The 18,545-nt window shown below is 71.8% G+C and carries 14 protein-coding genes; 9 read left to right on the top strand and 5 right to left on the bottom strand.

The genetic code is table 11. The features are described 5' to 3' along the window. The first annotated feature begins 451 nt into the window (after positions 1-451). Positions 452-2,578, top strand: a complete 2,127-nt coding sequence (locus tag PYR91_RS28810; protein WP_279784783.1) for a S9 family peptidase — start codon at positions 452-454, stop codon at positions 2,576-2,578. Further along, the gene (gene mgrA / locus PYR91_RS28805; protein ID WP_279784773.1) at positions 2,575-3,582 is read left to right on the top strand and encodes an L-glyceraldehyde 3-phosphate reductase; all 1,008 of its coding nucleotides are present in this window, start codon (positions 2,575-2,577) and stop codon (positions 3,580-3,582) included. The genes PYR91_RS28810 and mgrA overlap by 4 nt, the downstream gene beginning before the upstream one ends. 55 nt (positions 3,583-3,637) lie before the next feature. Here mgrA and PYR91_RS28800 read toward each other — a convergent pair whose 3' ends face one another. Beyond that, entirely contained in the window at positions 3,638-6,190 is a 2,553-nt protein-coding gene (locus tag PYR91_RS28800; protein WP_279784771.1) for a lysylphosphatidylglycerol synthase transmembrane domain-containing protein, read from the bottom strand. Between the two features lie 236 nt (positions 6,191-6,426). Here PYR91_RS28800 and PYR91_RS28795 point away from each other — a divergent pair, with 236 nt between their 5' ends. The 7 genes from PYR91_RS28795 to PYR91_RS28765 all read left to right on the top strand — a co-directional run bounded on the left by PYR91_RS28795 (position 6,427) and on the right by PYR91_RS28765 (position 14,720). After that, entirely contained in the window at positions 6,427-8,439 is a 2,013-nt protein-coding gene (locus tag PYR91_RS28795; protein WP_279784769.1) for a molybdopterin-dependent oxidoreductase, read from the top strand. 88 nt (positions 8,440-8,527) lie between these two features. Next, complete coding sequence (locus tag PYR91_RS28790) at positions 8,528-8,977, top strand: hypothetical protein (RefSeq protein ID WP_279784767.1); 450 nt, start codon at positions 8,528-8,530, stop codon at positions 8,975-8,977. A 289-nt stretch (positions 8,978-9,266) separates the two neighbouring features. After that, complete coding sequence (locus PYR91_RS28785; RefSeq protein ID WP_279784764.1) at positions 9,267-9,818, top strand: RNA polymerase sigma factor; 552 nt, start codon at positions 9,267-9,269, stop codon at positions 9,816-9,818. Further along, positions 9,815-10,717, top strand: coding sequence for a hypothetical protein (locus PYR91_RS28780; protein ID WP_279784762.1), 903 nt, complete (start codon positions 9,815-9,817; stop codon positions 10,715-10,717). The genes PYR91_RS28785 and PYR91_RS28780 overlap by 4 nt, the downstream gene beginning before the upstream one ends. A gap of 272 nt (positions 10,718-10,989) precedes the next feature. Next, a complete protein-coding gene (locus PYR91_RS28775) occupies positions 10,990-12,408 on the top strand; it encodes a hypothetical protein (RefSeq protein ID WP_279784760.1) in 1,419 nt (472 codons plus the stop codon). 68 nt (positions 12,409-12,476) lie between these two features. Next, positions 12,477-14,300 (top strand): acyl-CoA dehydrogenase, encoded by a 1,824-nt coding sequence (locus tag PYR91_RS28770; protein WP_279784781.1) that lies wholly within the window; start codon positions 12,477-12,479, stop codon positions 14,298-14,300. A 192-nt stretch (positions 14,301-14,492) separates the two neighbouring features. Next, positions 14,493-14,720, top strand: a complete 228-nt coding sequence (locus PYR91_RS28765; RefSeq protein WP_279784758.1) for a DUF6458 family protein — start codon at positions 14,493-14,495, stop codon at positions 14,718-14,720. A gap of 10 nt (positions 14,721-14,730) precedes the next feature. Here PYR91_RS28765 and PYR91_RS28760 read toward each other — a convergent pair whose 3' ends face one another. The 4 genes from PYR91_RS28760 to pdhA form a co-directional block, all read right to left on the bottom strand. Beyond that, positions 14,731-15,024 (bottom strand): Dabb family protein, encoded by a 294-nt coding sequence (locus PYR91_RS28760; protein ID WP_279784756.1) that lies wholly within the window; start codon positions 15,022-15,024, stop codon positions 14,731-14,733. An 84-nt stretch (positions 15,025-15,108) separates the two neighbouring features. After that, entirely contained in the window at positions 15,109-16,461 is a 1,353-nt protein-coding gene (locus PYR91_RS28755; RefSeq protein WP_279784754.1) for a dihydrolipoamide acetyltransferase family protein, read from the bottom strand. Between the two features lie 8 nt (positions 16,462-16,469). Beyond that, the gene (locus PYR91_RS28750) at positions 16,470-17,444 is read right to left on the bottom strand and encodes an alpha-ketoacid dehydrogenase subunit beta (RefSeq protein WP_279784752.1); all 975 of its coding nucleotides are present in this window, start codon (positions 17,442-17,444) and stop codon (positions 16,470-16,472) included. Continuing rightward, positions 17,444-18,541: a pyruvate dehydrogenase (acetyl-transferring) E1 component subunit alpha gene (gene pdhA / locus PYR91_RS28745; RefSeq protein ID WP_279784750.1), complete on the bottom strand. Its 1,098-nt coding sequence runs from the start codon at positions 18,539-18,541 to the stop codon at positions 17,444-17,446. The genes PYR91_RS28750 and pdhA overlap by 1 nt, the downstream gene beginning before the upstream one ends. Positions 18,542-18,545: the final 4 nt, after the last annotated feature.

Genomic DNA, 18,545 nt, shown 5'->3' with positions numbered 1-18,545 from the left:
GCACGGAGGAAAAAACAATCATGCACTGGCTTTTAACACACTGTTGAGTTCTCAAGAAACGGACGCGTACACCGACCACCACCAGAAACCAGAACAGTTCCCAGCCCGACCGGGGCTTCCATCTCGTATGTCACATTTTACCGAACCGGCCTGACCAGAAGCAAATCGCGCCGTTACCAGCGCTTGACCTCCGACCCGCCCGATCCGCTACGATGCGGACCACCCCGTCTCCAGGGCAACCCTCTCAACCTACCAGAGCCAACCGCCCGGGGCAAGCCCCAGTTGGCGTTCTCTTGCGGTACAGGGGATCCGGACACCACCTGGGCGCGCCCATGCCGGAGAGCCGAAGCCTTGGTGTGGGTTGCGCCGGGCGATGCCGACTCCAAGAGATTAGCAGCCTTCCGGCGTGGCGGCGCACACTTCGCCGGTTCACGGGAACCGGCCACGCGTCATGCCAGATGGACGCCGTACACCGGGTCATAGACTCGGCGACGTGAGCAGCGACACGCCTCCAGTGGCTAAGAAGGTTCCGGCCGAACGCACTCATCACGGGGACACCGTGATCGACGAATACGCCTGGCTGGCCGGCAAGGACGACCCTGACACGATCGCCTATCTGGAGGCCGAGAACGCCTTCACCCAAGGGCGCACGGAGCACCTGAAGGATCTCCAGGAGGCGATCTTCCAGGAGATCAAGGGCCGCACGCTGGAGACCGACCTGTCGGTCCCCACCCGCAAGGGCGGCTGGTGGTACTACTCCCGCACCGAAGAGGGCAAGCAGTACGGCATCCAGTGCCGCGTCGCGGCCACCGGCGACACCCCGCCCCTGCTGGAGGCGGGCAAGCCACTCGCCGGCGAGGAGGTGCTGCTCGACGGCAACGAGCTGGCCGGCGACAGCCCCTTCTTCGCGGTCGGCACGTCCTCGATCACCCCGGACGGCACCACCCTCGCCTACTCCACCGACTTCAGCGGCAACGAGCGATTCACGCTGAGGTTCAAGGACCTGCGGACCGGCGAGACGTTGCCCGACGAGATCCCCGACGTCTTCTACGGGGGCGCCTGGTCGTCGGACGGCTCGGCGTTCTTCTACACCACCGTCGACGACGCGTGGCGGCCGTACCGCGTCCACCGCCACCTGCTCGGCACCTCCGCCGAGCAGGACGTGCTGGTCTACGAGGAGTCCGACGAGCGGTTCTGGGTCGGCGTCGGCCTCACGCGCAGCGAGCGCTACCTCGTGCTCGCCGCGGGCAGCAAGATCACCAGCGAGGTGCGAGTCCTGGACGCCGAGTACCCGACCGGGGAGTTCGCCGTCGTGCGCCCCCGTCAGACCGGCGTCGAGTACTCCATCGACCACGCGGGCGACCGGTTCCTCGTCCTGCACAACGAGGGCGCGGCCAACTTCGAGCTGGCCACCGCCCCGATCGACGCCCCCGACTCCTGGACGCCGCTGATCGCGCACCGCGAGGACACCCGGCTGATGGACGTGCAGGCGTTCTCCGACCACGTGGCCGTGCACTTCCGCCGCGACGGCCTGACCGGAATCCGGGTGCTGCCCGGCGAGGGGGAGCCGTACGAGATCTCCTTCCCCGAGCCGATCCACACCGCGGAGCCGGCCGGGAACCCCGAGTTCCACACCGGCAGGCTCAGGCTCGCGTACGCGTCGATGGTCACGCCGCCCTCGGTGTACGACTACGACCTCACCTCCCGCGAGCTGATCCTGCTCAAGCGACGCCCGGTCCTCGGCGGGTACGACCCCGACCACTACGAGCAGTTCCGCGAGTGGGCCGTCGCCGACGACGGCACGCGCATCCCCATCTCCATCGTCGCCAAGAAGGGCACCGAGCGGCCCGCGCCGACGGTGCTCTACGGCTACGGCAGCTACGAGAGCTCCATCGACCCGTCGTTCTCGGTGGCCCGGCTGAGCCTGCTCGACCGCGGCCTGGTCTTCGCCGTCGCCCATGTCAGGGGCGGCGGCGAGATGGGCCGCCGCTGGTACGACGAGGGCAAGCTCACCCGGAAGAAGAACACGTTCGACGACTTCGTCGCCGCCGCGCGGCACCTGGAGGAGTCCGGCTGGTCGAGCGGCATCATCGCCAGGGGCGGCTCGGCCGGCGGGCTGCTCATGGGCGCGGTGGCCAACCTGGCCCCCGAGCGGTTCATCGGCGTGGTGGCGGAGGTGCCCTTCGTCGACGCGCTGAACACGATCCTCGACCCGTCGCTGCCGCTGACCGTCATCGAGTGGGACGAGTGGGGCGACCCGCTGCACGACCCGGACGTCTACGCGTACATGAAGTCGTACACGCCGTACGAGAACGTGCAGGACCGGCAGTATCCCCCGATCCTTGCGATCACCAGCCTCAACGACACCCGGGTGCTCTACCACGAGCCCGCCAAGTGGATCGCGCGGCTGCGCGCCACGGCCAAGGGCGGGCCGTTCCTGCTGAAGACCGAGATGGGCGCCGGGCACGGCGGCCGCAGCGGCCGCTACGACGCCTGGCGGGAGGAGGCCTTCACCCTGTCGTGGATACTCGACCGTGCTGAAACAGACAAAGCACCAGAAACTGGAGAGTCCACGTGACGTACTCGGCATCGAGTGACCGCTACGAGCGCCAGCCCTACAACCGGTCCGGCAGGAGCGGGCTGAAGCTGCCCGCCGTGTCTCTCGGGCTCTGGCACAACTTCGGCGACGAGAAGCCGATCGACGTCCAGCGGGCCGTGCTGCGCCGGGCGTTCGACCTCGGGGTGACGCACTTCGACCTGGCCAACAACTACGGCCCGCCCCCCGGCTCCGCCGAGCGGAACTTCGGATACGTCTTCGCGCAGGACTTCCGGCCGTACCGGGACGAGCTGATCATCTCCACCAAGGCCGGCTACGACATGTGGCCCGGCCCGTACGGCGAGTGGGGCTCGCGCAAGTACGTGCTGTCCAGCCTCGACCAGTCGCTGGGGCGCATGGGGCTCGACTACGTCGACATCTTCTACAGCCACCGCCCCGACCCGGAGACTCCGCTGGAGGAGACGATGGGGGCGCTGGACACCGCCGTGCGCTCGGGGCGCGCCCTGTACGCGGGCATCTCCAACTACACCCCCGAGCAGACCGTCGAGGCCGCGCGCATCCTGCGCGAGCTGGGAACGCCCCTGCTGATCCACCAGCCGCGCTACTCGATGTTCGACCGCTGGGTCGAGGAGGGGCTGCTGGACACCCTGGAGGCCGAGGGCGCCGGGTGCATCCCCTTCTCTCCGCTGGCCCAGGGGATGCTGACCGACAGGTACCTGCACGGCGTGCCCGAGGACTCGCGCGCCGCCAAGGAGAAGTTCCTGCGCCCGAGCCAGATCACCGACGACGTGCTGCGGCGCGTCCGCGTGCTGAACGAGATCGCCTCGGGTCGCGGACAGTCGCTCGCCCAGATGGCCCTGGCCTGGACACTGCGCGACCCGCGCATCACCTCGGTGCTGATCGGCGCGAGCAGCGTGGGGCAGCTGGAGGACAACGTCGCGGCCGTGGACAACCTGGCGTTCTCCGCCGAGGAGCTCGCCGCGATCGAGAAGGAGATCGCGCAGCCGGGCAGCCCGCTCGCCTGACCCCGCCCCCCGGCCCGCGCCGGCCGTCAGCCGGCTCTGATCCTCGGAAGGAGGATCAGAGCTGGTCGTGGCGCTGGAGCCAGGTGAACGACGCCCAGCCGGGCAGCACCGGCAGCCAGAACGTCAGCAGGCGGAACAGCAGGACGGCGGAGGTCGCGACCGTGCCCGGCAGCCCCGACAGGGTGAGCCCCAGCGACAACGACGCTTCGACCGCGCCCAGCCCGCCCGGGGTGGGCGCGGCGGAGCCGATCGCGCTGCCCGCCAGGAACACCACCGCCACGGCGGTGAAGCTGAGCGACCCGCCGAAGGCCCGGACGCAGGCGTCCAGGCACACGACGAACGCCAGGGTGAGCAGCAGGGTGCCGGCGAAACCCTCAATGATCTTGCGGGGCGACTGCAGCACGTCGAGCAGGCGCGGGATCACCCCGGAGAACAGCGGCCGGACCCGGGTGGTGATCATGCGCCGGAGCTGGGGCACGGCCAGCACGATCAGGACGACCACCGCGCCCGACAGCAGGCCGATGACCAACCCCCGCGACGGGCTCATCGACGGCGCGGCGCCCGTGCCGGTGACGTACCCGAAGAGCAGCAACAGCACGACGTGCGAGCCCAGCCCGACGAGCTGCGAGGCGCCCACGCTGGCCACGGCGAGCCCGGGGGCGATGCCGCGCTTCTGCAGGTAGCGCGAGTTGATGGCCACCCCGCTCACCGCCGCGGGCGCGACCAGCTTGACGAACGAGCCCGCGAACTGCGCGAGGACCGTGCGCCCCAGGGGCAGCTTCTCGGGGACGAAGCCCCGCAGCATGAGCGCCGCGGCGATGTAGCTGAGGCCGGCCGCCGCCAGGGCGACACCGCCCCAGCCCCACCGGGCCGACGCCACAACCTCCACCAGGTTCACCCTGCTGAGCTGGGAGAGCAGGAAGTAGGCGGCGAAGGCGCTGGCGATGATCGTCACGAGGGTGCGGGGCTGGAACCGCTCCAGCCGCACCTCCTCGACGTGCTCCCGCGGGGTGAGGGACAGGATCTGCTCGCGCAGCGCGGGCAGCAGCTCCTTGTCCTTGGCGACCTCGGCGCGGGTGCCCCTGGTGAGGGCGATGCGCTGCAGGAGCGGCAACGCGCCCGCGAGCTCGCGCTTGGGCATGACCTCGGCGGCGCAGGCCACCGAGCGCTCGGGACCCACCCGCAGCGCCAGGTAGGTGAGGAGCTGCGCGACGTCCAGGCGGAGCAGCAGGTCGCCGGCGGCGATCTCGCCGCTGCGGGCGTCCATGAGCACCACGCCGCCCTCGGCGTCGATGTGGATGCTGTCGCCGGTGAGGCGGCGATGGGCCAGGCGCTGCGCCTGGAGCAGCTCCACCTGCCGCCAGATCCGGACGAGCAGCCGGTCATCCAGCTCGTCGTCGGGGATGTCGGCGAGCTGCCGCGTCTCCAGGTGCTCGTACGCCAGCAGCGCCGCCTCGGTGCCGATCTCGCTGGTGGCGACCAGGCGCGGGGTGCACACGCCGGCGGCCTGCGCCGCGTAGGCCATCAGGGCCTCGCGCTCCAGCTCCGCGCGCAGCGAGCGGATGGCCCGGCGGCGGGTCTCGGAGTTGAGGCGCATGCGGCGCCACAGCCGGTAGAGCACCCCGGCGACCTGCCGGTCGCGGTCGAGCACGGTGACGTCGAAGCGGCGGCCGTCGGTGAGCATGACCCCGTACCTGCGGCTTCCCTGCGCGTCGTCGGCGATGCGACGGGCGTGCGCGGGCACGAGCCCGAGACGGCGCAGCGCGCCCATGACCGCGCCGCCGGGCGGGCGGGTGTTGGGGCTGCCGACGGCGTACAGGGTGGCGAACCCGACGGCCAGGCCGACGAGGTAGGTGACGATGACGCCCAGGGCGGTCGCCTCGGCACCGGTGAACAGGGCGAAGACGTCCAGCGCGATGGCCGCCCACATGAGCCCGCGCCAGGTGGGCCGCCGGGACAGGCGCACGGCGGTGACGTAGGCGACGACCGACGTGAGCAGGGTGTTGATCGGCTCGACGTCGCGGTTGCCGGTCAGCAGGAGGCGCAGGTCGTCCGGGCCGGCCACGGCGAGCCACTCGCCCAGGACGAAGGAGACGAGCATGCCGACGATCGCGGCGATCAGGCCCTCGGCGACCCGCAGCCCGTCGCGGTGGAAGACCCGCTCGACGGCGAAGGCGGCCGGGACGGCGAGGACGGCGGTGCCGGCCAGGAAGGCGGCCACGCCGATCAGCAGGTCGGGGGCCCGGCTGGTGCCGTCGGCGACGTCCCTCTCAAGGCCGTTGAGGGTCTGCTTGGCGACGAGGGCCAGCAGGATGACGGCGCCGAGGCTGAGCAGGGTGGCGAGGAAGCGCAGGGCGTCGGACGTGCGGCGGATGCGCTGGGGCAGCAGCGGCTCCACGACGAGCACGAACGGCTCGCCGGAGCCCTCAGCCGAGGCCCGGCCGTTCTCCTGGGCCGTGGCCGGCGCCGGAGCCGCCGCGCCGAAGTCCTGTGGCCCGTCGTCGTCCGCCTCGCCCACGGGGGAGTCTGAGAGCGTGACGGAACGCGCCGCGGAGTCGTCGGACCCCCCGGCCTCGTCGGCTTCGTCCCGCTCGCGGATGTCGGTCACCGCCGGTCTGTACGCACCTCTCTGGTCGCAGGGCACTTTCGCGGCTCTGCTCCTATTTTGGCGTCCGAGAGGCCGACGCGCGCCGACCCCCGGCCGTCACGCGGAGATCACCGGCGATCCGGCACCACCCCGGGCATTCGCTGACACTCTACGGCGCATGGGCACTGGGGGGTCGCCCGCCCGCTCAACCCCGGCACCTCTTCGCCGCCGACCTGGTGCTGGGTACCGTTGCGGGTATGAGCCGTGAGTTGAACGTCCTCGGCGCCTGCCCCCTCGACTGTCCGGACACCTGCTCGTGGGTCGTCACGGTGAAGGACGGAGAGGCCGTCCGCATGCGGGGCAATCGTGACCATCCCTACACCCGCGGCGCCCTGTGCGTGAAGGTCAACCGCTACCTGGAGCACTCCAAGGCTCCCGACCGCATCCTGCATCCGATGCGCAGGGTGGGGCCCAAGGGTTCGGGCCGGTTCGAGCGCGTCTCCTGGGACGAGGCGCTGGACGAGATCGCTGAGCGGCTCACGTCGATCGTCGCGGAGTACGGCGGCGAGGCGATCTGGCCGTACCAGGGCACCGGGACGCTCGGGTACATCCAGGGCGTCGGCGGCAGGGCGGGGCGGCGGCTGTGGAACGTGCTCGGGGCCGCACAGCACGACATGAACATCTGCTCCCGGGCCGGGAACATCGGGCTGAGGCACACGAACGGCAACCCGGGCGGCATGGACCCCGAGGCGTTCGCCCTGTCGCGGCTCATCCTGCTGTGGGGCACCAACACGCTGACGAGCGGCCACCACCTGTGGAAGTTCATCCAGGACGCGAGGGCCGCCGGGGCGCACGTGGTGGCGATCGACCCGATCAGGACCCGCACCGCCGACCAGGCCGACGAGCACCTGGCGATCCGGCCGGGCACCGATGCCGTCCTGGCGCTGGCCCTGATGCACGTGGTGCTCGACGAGGACGCCGAGGACCGCGACTTCCTGAACCACCACACCAGCGGGTTCGAGGGCTTCGAGCGGGAGATCCGGAAGTATCCGCCGGCCGTGGCCGCGGAGATCACCGGCATCGCGGAGAAGGACATCCGCGCCCTGGGCGTGCGTCTGGCGCACACGCGGCCGACCGGCATCCGGGCCACGATGGGCCTGCAGCGGCACCGGGGCGGCGGCACGGCCCTGCGCACCATCGCCTGCATCCCCGGCCTCACCGGCGACTGGCGGCATCCGGGAGGCGGCGTCTCCTACTCCACCACCGGCCACGTGCCCATCGTCCCGGACACCCGCCCCGATCTGCTGGCCGGCCCGGTGCGCACGCTGACCATGACCCGGCTCGCCGAGGGCCTGGAGGACACGCTCGCCCCCGTTAAGTGCCTGTGGGTGTACGCCGCCAACCCGATGGCCAGCACGTCCGACCAGAACCGCATCCGGCGGGGCCTGATGCGCGACGACCTGTTCACGGTGGTGATGGAGCAGTTTCCCACCGACACCGTCGACTACGCCGACATCGTGCTCCCGGCCACCATGCAGACCGAGCACACCGACCTGCACTCCGGATACGGGCACCTGTACCTCATGTGGAACGAGCCCGCCGTGGCGCCGCCCGGCGAGTGCCTGTCCACGACCGAGACGTTCCGCAGGCTGGCCCTGCGGCTGGGCCTGACCGAGCCGTCCCTGTACGACTCCGACCTCCAGCTGGCCGAGCAGATGCTGTCGGGGGGCCATCCCTTCCTGGAGGGCATCACGGTCGAGCGGCTGCGTGCCGAGGGATGGGCCCGGCTGAACGTCCCCGAGCCGTTCCTGCCGTACGCCGAAGGGTTCCCCACCGCCTCCGGCCGGCTGGAGTTCGCCCCGGAGGGCCAGGCCTACGTCGCCCCCTTCACCGCGGAGCCGGCCGGGCCGTACAGGCTCGCGATGATCACCCCGGCCTCGCACACGTTCCTCAACACGGTGTTCGCCAACAACCCCGAGCTGCTGCGCCGCGCGGGCGGGCCGAAGATCCTGGTGAACGAGAAGGACGCCGCCGAGCGCGGGCTGGCCGGCGGCCAGCGTGTCCGCGTGTTCAACGACCACGGCGAGCTGGTCGCCGAGCTGGAGGTCAGCGACCGGGTGAGCCCCGGCGTCGTCGCGACGAACAAGGGGAACTGGCCGAAGCTCAGCCCCGGGGGCGGCAACGTCAACACCCTGGTGCGGGAGAGCGACGCCGACATGGGCAGGGGCGCGGTCTACCACGACAACCTGGTGGAGATCGCGGCGCTGTGAGCGCCCGGCCGCGGGCCGGGGCGGGTCAGGGGAGGATCAGGGTCGGACCCCGATGTGCCGGAACCGCCCCGGAGGGCAGTCTGTCGGTATGAACGAACTGACCCGACGCGACGAGATGTCGCTCGCCGGCGCCGCCCTGCGGGGCGCGCCCTGGAAGGCCGCGGCGATCTCCGGTGGAGCGATCGCGGCGATCAGTACGGTGCTCGGCTTCCTCACCGGGGACCCCGACCTGAGCTGGGCGTTCTGCGTCGGCATCAGCGTCTTCAGCCTGGTCGCCGCCGTCGGCGCCGTGAGCAAGCCCACCGTCGGCGACCGGGTGACCCGCCAGGCGCGGGTCTGGTCGCTGCGGCACCCGTGGCGGTTCTCCCTGTACCCGGGCGCCGGGGCGGCCGTCCTGATGTACCCGGTGCAGCTCGTCTTCGACCAGGAGGGCGTGTTCGGCGCCGCCTGGGACGCGCTGTGGGGCGGCGCGGTGGTCTACGTGCTGTCGGGCCTGATGACCCTGGCCCTGAAGGGAAGGATCCGCCCGACCGGATGACCCCGCACCCCGCGCCGTGACGGCGCGGCACGAGCGCGGCGCCCAGGAGCCTGCCGGCTCCCGGCGCCGCGTTCTCTCGTTGCCGGGCCGGGCGCGTGTCCTCTCGTCGCCGGGCCGGGTGCGTGTCGCCCTCCGGCCGTGGACGGCCCCTCCAGACGCCGGTCTCCTCGATCTCCCCCAGAATTCTCCGCGGGAGCGGAAACACTTCCGCGCGTCCGGACATGTGGAGAGATGACTGGCTCTTCTGGCAGAGCCGGTCGGACAGCTCCCCATCGGGAAGGCGGGCGGCGTGGGACCACCAGACCCCAGGCGGCACTTCGAAGAGCTCTACACGGCCAACTACGAGGATCTCCTCGGTTACGTCCGGCGGCGCACCGACTCCCCGGACGACGCGGCCGACGCGCTCGCGGAGACGTTCACCACGGCCTGGCGCCGCATGGACGACATCCCCGGCGGGGACCAGACCCGCCTCTGGCTGTTCGGGGTGGCGCGCCGGGTGCTCGCCAACCAGCGCCGCGGCGACTCGCGGCGGACGGCCCTGGCGGCGCGGCTGCGCGCCGAGCTGGCCGACTGGGAGGACACGGCGCCCAGCCACGAGGCGGACGCGATACGCGACGCCTTCCGGCGCCTGGCCCCCGCCGACAGGGAGGTGCTGTCGCTGGTGAGCTGGGAGGGCCTGAGCACGGCGGAGATCGCGACGGTGCTCGGCTGCTCGCGGGGCGCGGTGCGGCTGCGCCTGCACCGCGCGCGTAAACGCCTCGCAGGTGAGCTGGAGTCCGCCGACCTCGACCTCGTCCGCTACGGCCCGCGCGCCACCGCGCTCGTGAGGGAGCAGCCGTGAACGCCGACCTCGACCGCCTGGTCGCCTCGATCGCCCCCCGCCCCGGGCCGGGGATGACACCGGGCGCCCGGGAGCTGCTGCGGGAGATCACCGACACCGTGGCCCGCGAGCCGGAGGCTCCTCCCGTCGCCGCGCCCGCCCGGCGCCGGATCGCGGGGCTCGTGTCACACGGCCGGCGCGGGTGGGCGAACGCCCGGCGCCCTCCGGGCTCACCGCTCAGGCGCCTGCGCCTCGTGGCCCCGCTGGCCTTCGTCATGGTCCTGACGACCTGGCTCCTGCCGTCCACGGCGGTGCTCGGCCCGGGAACGGCCTCCGCTCTGGACATCAAGCGGGTCGCGGACACCTACCACGTCGTGGTGGCCGACGTCTTCGCCTCCCCCGAGCGTTACGAGCGGGAGCTCAGGGCCGTCCACCTGAACATCCGGCTGAGCACCGAGCCCGTCGCCGCGAGCCTCGTCGGCTACATCCTGACGGGGACGGACGAGATCACCGCCCTGGCGATCTCCGGCCGCTGCCGGCCGGCCGCCCGGACCGGCCGCTGCCGGATCGGGCTCAGGATCCCGGTGCGCTTCACCGGGAGAGCCCACGTCATCCTCGGACGCGAGGCGCGCCCGGGCGAGGTGTACCGGGGCCGCGAGTCGCTGGCCGCGCCGGGCGAGCCGCTGCGCTGCGTGCCGTTCGTCAACCAGACCGTCGCCACGGTGGTCCGTGCCCTTCGCGGCCGGGGGGTCGGCGCGGTCACGTTCGCGTCCTCCGGCCGGGTAGGCACGGCGGCGCCTGACTCGTGGTTCGTGCGCGACGGCGTGACCAGCGGGCCCGGCAGCGCGATCCTGCTGGTCGATCCGGCCCCCGGCCCGGACCCCGAGCCGGTCGGCGCCGGCTGCGCGCCGCGCTCCTGACCCGGTGAGCCGCGGCCCGGCGCCGCCGTCCGCGCCGGGCCGGTGACCGCCCGCACCGACCTCCCCTGACACCCGGGCCGGCCTCGGACCGCCCTCGCGCGCCCTCACGCGTCCTCGCGCCCCCTCCCAGCCCGGGACGCCCTCTCAGCCTCCGTGGGCCCTAGCAGCCCTCGCACGCCCTCGCACGCCCTCGCACGCCTTCGCGTGGTCACTCCCGGAATGTGATCCGCCACCGAACGTCACAGACCCCTCACTCATGGATCGGGGCCGTCATGCTCACCGTCCTTCGCCCCATGCGCCCGTCCGCCCTCCTGCGGAGCCGCGGCCTTCGAGGCGCCCACCGCCCGTTCCTGGTCGTCCTCGCCCTCGCCGCCGCCCTGCGGGTGGTCACGATGCTCGGATATCGCCCGGCCGTCCTGTACTGGTACGACTCGTTCAGCTACCTGGACGTGGCCTCCCACCTTCGGCCGTCGCTCGGGTTCCATCCGAGCGGATACCCCGTGCTTCTCTGGCTGCTGCGGCCCTTCCACAGCGTCGCGGTGGTGGCGGGGGTGCAGCACGCCATGGGCCTGGCGATCGGGGCCATGATCTACCTCGTGCTGCGCCGCAGGCGGGCGCCCGCCTGGGCTGCCGTGGCGGCGGCCGTGCCGGGGCTCTTCGACGCCTCGTTCCTGCGCCTGGAGCACGGCGTGCTGTCCGACACGCTGTTCCTCTTCCTGGTGGTGGCCGCCCTCACGGCGCTGCTGTGGCGGCCGGAGCCGTCCGGCCGGGCCTGCGCCGCGGCGGGGCTGCTGCTGGCGTCGGCGACCCTGACCCGCACGATCGCCCTCCCCCTGCTGGCCCTCACGCTGCTGTGGCTGCTGTGCCGCCGCGCCGGACGGCGCCGGGTGGCCGCTCTACTGGTCGCGGGCACGCTGCCGCTGGTCGCATACGCCGGGTGGAACGCCCAGGTCAACGGACGGTTCACCCTGACGGGCGGGGAGGGGGTCGTGCTGTGGGCGCGCACCATGACGTTCGCCGACTGCGCCGTCGTCGACCCGCCGCTCGCGGAGGCGGCCCTCTGCCCGAACGGGGCGCACCAGGACGCGGCGTCGGAGTACGTGTGGGATCCCCGCGCCTCGCTCAACCTGCTGCCCGGCGGCCGGGCCCGCAACAACGACCTGGCCCGGTCGTTCGCCCTGCGCGCGATCGCGGCCCAGCCGCTGGACTACCTCGCCGACGTCGCGCGCGATACCGCCCTCGCGTTCCCCTGGACGCCCGTCCGCCATCCGGAGCGGGTCACCCCCGCCTTCGGCTTCGCGCGGGGAGAGTGGACGGCCCCTGACTATCCGCTGGTCGGCAAGGTGCTGGCCGAGTACGACCCGGCGGCGGGCGCTCTGCGTTCGGTCGATCCCCACGCGGGCTTCCTGATGGCCTACCAGTACCCGGCGTACCTGCGCGGCCCGTTGATCGGGGCGATCCTGCTGCTCGGCGGGCTGGGGGCCCTGGTTCGCCCGCGCTCGGCGGCGCTGCCGTGGGGCGTGGCGGTGTTCCTGCTGGTGGGCCCGGTCGCGGTGCTGGACTTCGATCATCGCTACGTGCTGCCGGTGATCCCGGTGGCCTGCCTGGCCGCCGTGCTGGCGGCCACCGACCTCCGGAACCGTCGGCACCCGGGGGGTTCGTCCGGTTTTATAGGGGTTACTCGCGGGTAGCATTAGCGGTAAGGTTACTGATGAGTACGTTTTCGCCGCACATGCTGGAGCCGAGGGGACGCGCAGCCATGGGTCACTACAAGAGCAACGTCCGCGACCTGGAGTTCAACCTCTTCGAAGTGCTCGGGCGCAGGCGGATCCTTGGGACGGGGCGCTTCGCCGAGGTCGACGAGGACACCGTGCGCAGCATCCTGCAGGAGATCGACCGCCTGTCCACCGGTGTGCTGGCCGACTCATTCGAGGAGGGCGACCGCACCCCGCCGGTCTTCGACCCGGCCACCGGCTCGGTGACGATGCCCCCGCGTTTCCGCAAGTCTTTCGAGACGTTCCGTGACGCCGGGTGGACCAACCTCGACCTGCCCGAGGACCTCGGCGGGCCCGGCCTGCCGCGCAGCGTCACGTGGGCGGCGGCCGAGATGATCCTGGGCGCCAACCCGGCCATCTGGATGTACTCCAGCGGCCCGGCGTTCTCCCACGTGCTGCACCGCATCGGCACCGAGGAGCAGAAGCGCTTCGCGGAGATGGCCATCGAGCGGCAGTGGGGCGCCACGATGGTGCTCACCGAGCCCGACGCGGGCTCCGACGTCGGCGCCGGCCGTGCCCGCGCGATCCCGCAGCCGGACGGCACCTGGCACATCGAGGGCGTGAAGCGCTTCATCACCAGCGCCGAGCACGACCTCAGCGACAACATCTTCCACCTGGTGCTGGCCCGCCCCGAGGGCGCCGGGCCGGGCACCAAGGGCCTGTCGATGTTCCTGGTGCCGAAGTACCACGTGGACCTGGAGACCGGCGAGCTGGGCGAGCGCAACGGCGTCTACGTCACCGGCGTCGAGCACAAGATGGGCCTCAAGGTCTCCACCACCTGCGAGCTCACCTTCGGCGAGCGGCACCCGGCCGTCGGCACCCTGGTCGGCGGCGTGCACGAGGGCATCAAGCAGATGTTCATGGTCATCGAGCACGCCCGCATGATGGTCGGCACCAAGGCGATCGCCACCCTCTCGACCGGCTACCTCAACGCGCTGGCGTTCGCCAAGGAGCGGGTGCAGGGCGCCGACATGGCGAGCATGGCCGACAAGAGCGCCCCGCGCGTCACCATCACCCACCACCCGGACGTGCGCCGCGAGCTCATGCTGCAGAAGGCGTACGCCGAGGGCATGCGGGCGCTGGTGCTGTACACGGCGTCCTTCCAGGACGCGGTGCAGCTCGCCGAGTACGAGGGCGTCCGCGACATCGCGGCCGAGGCCATGAACGACCTGCTGCTCCCGCTGGTCAAGGGCGTGGGTTCCGAGCGGTCCTACGAGATGCTCTCCCGTTCGCTGCAGACGCTGGGCGGCTCGGGATACCTGCAGGACTACCCGATCGAGCAGTACGTCCGGGACGCCAAGATCGACTCGCTGTACGAGGGCACCACGGCGATCCAGGGCCAGGACCTGTTCTTCCGCAAGGTCCTGCGCAACCAGGGGGCCGCGCTGGGCGCGCTGCTCGCCGAGGTGAAGGAGTTCGCCGGGTCCGAGGCCGGCAACGGCAGGCTCAAGCAGGAGCGCGAGCTGCTCGGCGAGGCCGCCGACGACCTCAAGGCGATGGCCGACACCCTGGCCGGCTGGGCGATCGCGTCCGTGGAGCAGCCGCGTGAGGTCTACAAGGTCGGCCTCAACACCACCCGGTTCCTGATCGCCCTCGGCGACCTCGTGATCGGCTGGCTGCTGCTGCGGCAGGCGGAGGTCGCGCTCGCCGCCCTCGGCGCCTCCGACCGCGACAAGGCCTTCTACACCGGCAAGCTGGCCGCCGCGTCGTTCTTCGCGCACACCGTCCTGCCCCGCCTGGCCGCCGAGCGCCGTTCGCTCGCCGCCACCGACCTGAGCCTGATGGAGGTCCCCGAAGAAGCCTTCTGACCGCCCGCCCGATCGGCCGCCCGGTACGAGCCTCGTACCGGGCGACCGCCGTGTCCGGGGCCCGTGCGCGGCCCGCCGCCGGCGCGGCGGCGGAAGCGCGGGGCGCGATCGGTGGTGTGCGCGGCGAGAGTTGGGTATTACGCTCGCGCTAGGCGCTCTTTACCCGCAGAACATCGAGTCCCGGAGGTCTAGATGGGCATCGGGGTCAGCATCTTCTTTCTGACCGTCGGGGCGATCCTCAGATTCGCCATCGATCCAGACGTGCTCGGCGACAGCGTGCACATCGACATCATCGGTGTGATCTTCATGGTGGCGGGCGCGATCGGCCTGACGACCAGCTTCTTCCTGCTCAACCGCGCCCGGGCGAGCTCGGAGGCCACGCTGATGGAGCACGAGCAGAACCGCCCCCCGACCATCTGACCCCGGCCGCCTAGAACACGTACTGCACGGCCACCCGGTCGGCCACGATCGGGACGACGGCCTCCGCGATCACGGCCTGGTGCACCGGGTGGTCGCGGTACACCAGGTAGTCGTCGGCCGAGTCGAAGTCGGCGACGACCACGAACTCGTGGTTCCCCGGCGCGATGCCCGCGTCGTTCCCGATGTCGTAGCGCCGGATCTGCGAGATCTCGCCCGGCAGCTTCCTGAGCCGGGCCTCCAGTTCGGCCTTGCGCTCCTCCGAGGTCCCCTCTTTGAACCTGAACATCACGACGTGCCGGAACATGGTCTCTCCTTCGCTGCCATCCCCCGCAAGGGTAGGGCCACCCCCCGTCCCGACGGGCGGGAGGTGGCCGCGCGAGCGGGAGCCTCAGCCCCAGGCGAGCATGCGCAGAGGGTCCTCCAGCATGGCGCCGAGGTCGCGCAGGAAGTAGGAGCCGAGCTCGCCGTCCACGACGCGGTGGTCGAACGACAGGGCGAGCGTGGTCACCTTGCGCGCGACGATCTGGCCGTCGACGACCCAGGGGAGGTCGCGGATCTGGCCGACGGCCAGGATCGCCGCCTCGCCGGGGTTGAGGATCGGCGTGCCGGCGTCGACGCCGAAGACGCCGACGTTGGTGATCGTGATCGTGCCGCCGGCCATGTCGGCCGGCTGCACGCGGCCAGACCGCGCCTTCTCGGTCAGCTCGCCGAGCGCCCGGGCCAGCTCGGGCAGCGTGAGCGCCTGCGCCTCCTTGACGTTGGGCACGACCAGGCCGCGCTGGGTCGCGGCGGCGATGCCGAGGTTGACGTAGCGCTTCACCACGATCTCGTCGCCGGCCCACGTCGAGTTGATCATGGGGTAGCGCCTGACCGCCGTCAGCAGCGCCTTGGCCACCAGCAGCAGCGGCGACACCTTCACCTCGGCGAAGTCGGGCAGCTCCCGCAGCCGCCGCACGGCGTCCATGGTCGCTGTGACGTCCACCTGCAGGAACTCGGTGACGTGCGGTGCGGTGAAGGCCGAGGACACCATGGCGGCGGCCGTCGCCTTCCGCACGCCCTTGACCGGGACGCGCTCCTCCCGCTCGCCTGCGGCCACGCCGGGCGTGACGGCCGGCGCCGCCGCGCCGGGACGGGCGGCGGCGTGCACGTCGTCGCGGGTGATCGACCCGCCCGGGCCGGTGCCGGTGAGGCCCGCGAGGTCGACGCCGAGGTCCTTGGCCAGCTTGCGCACCGGAGGCTTGGCCAGCACCGCCACACCGGCCGGACGGGACGGCGGGGCGGCGGGGGCGGGTTCCGGCTCCGGGGCGGGCTCGGGGGCCGCCCTCAGGGACGCGGCGGCGTCCGCGGGCCCGGCGGCCTTGCGCGTGCGGCGGGTGGTGGGGCCCTGCTTGACGCCGTAGCCCACCAGGACCGGCTGGCGGGCCGGCGGCCCGGCGGCCTCGGCCGGCAGCGTGGGCACCATGTCGTCGGCCAGGGCGGTCTCCCTGGTGGTGCCCGCGCCCTCGCCGGTGTCCACGGAGATGATCGGCAGGCCGACGTCGACGGTCTCGCCCTCGGCGGCCATCAGCGCGCTCACCACCCCCTCGAACGGGCATGGCAGCTCGACCACGGCCTTGGCCGTCTCGATCTCGACGATCGTCTGGTTGATCTCCACCTTGTCGCCCGCGGCCACGTGCCACTTGACGATCTCGGCCTCGGTGAGGCCCTCGCCGACGTCGGGGAGTTTGAACTCTCGAAGCACTACCCCTCCTAGAAGGCGAACGTGCGGTCGACGGCGTCGAGCACGCGGTCGAGATCGGGCAGGTAGTCGTCCTCCAGCCGCGACGGCGGATAGGGCGTGGAGAAGCCGCCGGCCCGCAGCACCGGCGCCTCCAGGTTGTAGAAGCACGCCTCGGTGACGCGGGCCGCGATCTCGGCGCCGAGCCCGGAGTTGACCGGCGCCTCGTGCGCCACGACGCACCGCCCGGTCTTCCTGACCGACTCGAAGATGAGGTCGGTGTCCAGCGGCGACAGCGACCTGAGGTCGACGACCTCCAGCGACCGGCCCTCCTCGGCCGCGGCGGTGGCGGCCTCCAGGCAGGTCTTCACCATCGGGCCGTAGGCGAGCACGGTCACGTCGGTGCCGGGGCGCGCGACCACGCCGCGGTGCATGGGCAGGGCCTCGGCGGCCTTGTCGACCACGGCCTTGTCCCAGTAGCGCCGCTTGGGCTCGAAGAAGATCACCGGGTCTTCGCAGCGGATGGCCTGCTGGATCATGTGGTAGGCGTCGGCCGGGTTGGAACAGGCCACGACCCGCAGGCCGGCGGTGTGGGTGAAGTACGCCTCGGGCGACTCGCTGTGGTGCTCGACGGCCCCGATGCCGCCGCCGCAGGGGATGCGGACGACCACCGGGAGCCTGAGCTTGCCGAGCGAGCGCAGCGGCATCTTGGCGAGCTGGGTGATGATCTGGTCGGCGGCCGGGAAGACGAAGCCGTCGAACTGGATCTCGCAGACCGGCCGGTAGCCGCGCAGGGCGAGCCCGATGGCGGTGCCGATGATGCCCGACTCGGCGAGCGGGGTGTCGATGACCCGGCTGTCGCCGAAGTCCTTGTAGAGGCCGTCGGTGACGCGGAACACGCCGCCGAGCTTGCCGACGTCCTCACCCATGATGAGGACCTTGGGGTCGTCCTCCATGGCGGCCCGCAGGCCGTCGTTGAGCGCCTTCGCCAGGGTCAGCGTGGACATCACTCGCCTCCCTCGAAGGTCGCGAGGTAGGCGGCGTACTGGTCGCGCTCCTCGGCGAGCATGGCGTTCGGCTCGACGTACACGTGCTCGAAGATCTCCAGCGGTGCGGGGTCGGGCATCTCCAGGCACCGTTTGCGCACGTCGCGCCCGAGGTCCGCGGCCTCGGCGTCGACGGCGTCGAAGAAGTCCTGGTCGCCGATCTGGCTCTTGAACATGTACGCCTTGACCCGCTCGATCGGGTCCTTGAGCTTCCACGCCTCCAGCTCGGTCGCCACACGGTAGCGCGTCGGGTCGTCGGAGGTGGTGTGGGCGCCCATGCGGTAGGTGAACGCCTCGATCAGGGTCGGGCCCTGGCCCTCGCGGGCGTTCTTCAGCGCCTGGCGGGTGACGGCCAGGCAGGCGAAGACGTCGTTGCCGTCGACACGGACGCCGGGGAAGCCGAAGCCGCTGGCCCGCCGGTACAGCGGGATCTTCGACTGCTTCTCCAGCGGCTCGGAGATCGCCCACTGGTTGTTCTGGCAGAAGAACACCACCGGCGCGTTGAACACCGACGCCCAGATGAACGCCTCGTTCACGTCGCCCTGGGAGGTGGCGCCGTCGCCGAAGTAGACGATCGAGGCGGCGTCGGCGCCGTCGCGCTGGATGCCCATCGCGTAGCCCACGGCGTGCAGGGTCTGGCTGCCGATGACGATCGTGTACAGGTGGAAGTTGTGGTCGGCGGGGTCCCACCCTCCGTGGTTGACCCCGCGGAACAGCCCGAGCAGGTTGACCGGGTCGACGCCGCGGCACCAGGCCACGCCGTGCTCGCGGTAGGTCGGGAACGCCATGTCGGCGTCGGTCAGAGCCCGTCCGGAGCCGATCTGGGCGGCCTCCTGGCCGAGCAGCGAGGCCCAGATGCCCAGCTCGCCCTGCCGCTGCAGCGCCACGGCCTCCATGTCGACGCGCCGCACCAGGACCAGGTCGCGGTACAGCGCGCGGATCTCTTCCGGGCTCAGGTCGATGTCGTAGGCGGGATGCTCGACGCGTTCCCCCTCGGGGGTCAGCAGTTGTACGAGCTCCGGAGGTGCCTCGGCACCACGAGAGGCGTCGACTGTCACGTGC

It is taken from the genome of Sphaerisporangium sp. TRM90804, from assembly GCF_029846175.1.
Taxonomy (GTDB): domain Bacteria; phylum Actinomycetota; class Actinomycetes; order Streptosporangiales; family Streptosporangiaceae; genus Sphaerisporangium.
This window is presented reverse-complemented; position numbering and strand designations above follow the sequence as displayed.

What these genes read in the sequence shown, in the direction of transcription:
- PYR91_RS28810 (WP_279784783.1), top strand. Translation starts at nt 452, where the DNA reads ATGCCAGATGGACGCCGTACACCGGGTCATAGACTCGGCGACGTGAGC.
- PYR91_RS28795 (WP_279784769.1), top strand. Translation starts at nt 6,427, where the DNA reads ATGAGCCGTGAGTTGAACGTCCTCGGCGCCTGCCCCCTCGACTGTCCG.
- PYR91_RS28790 (WP_279784767.1), top strand. Translation starts at nt 8,528, where the DNA reads ATGAACGAACTGACCCGACGCGACGAGATGTCGCTCGCCGGCGCCGCC.
- PYR91_RS28775 (WP_279784760.1), top strand. Translation starts at nt 10,990, where the DNA reads ATGCTCACCGTCCTTCGCCCCATGCGCCCGTCCGCCCTCCTGCGGAGC.
- PYR91_RS28770 (WP_279784781.1), top strand. Translation starts at nt 12,477, where the DNA reads ATGGGTCACTACAAGAGCAACGTCCGCGACCTGGAGTTCAACCTCTTC.
- PYR91_RS28765 (WP_279784758.1), top strand. Translation starts at nt 14,493, where the DNA reads ATGGGCATCGGGGTCAGCATCTTCTTTCTGACCGTCGGGGCGATCCTC.
- PYR91_RS28760 (WP_279784756.1), bottom strand. Translation starts at nt 15,024, where the DNA reads ATGTTCCGGCACGTCGTGATGTTCAGGTTCAAAGAGGGGACCTCGGAG.
- PYR91_RS28750 (WP_279784752.1), bottom strand. Translation starts at nt 17,444, where the DNA reads ATGTCCACGCTGACCCTGGCGAAGGCGCTCAACGACGGCCTGCGGGCC.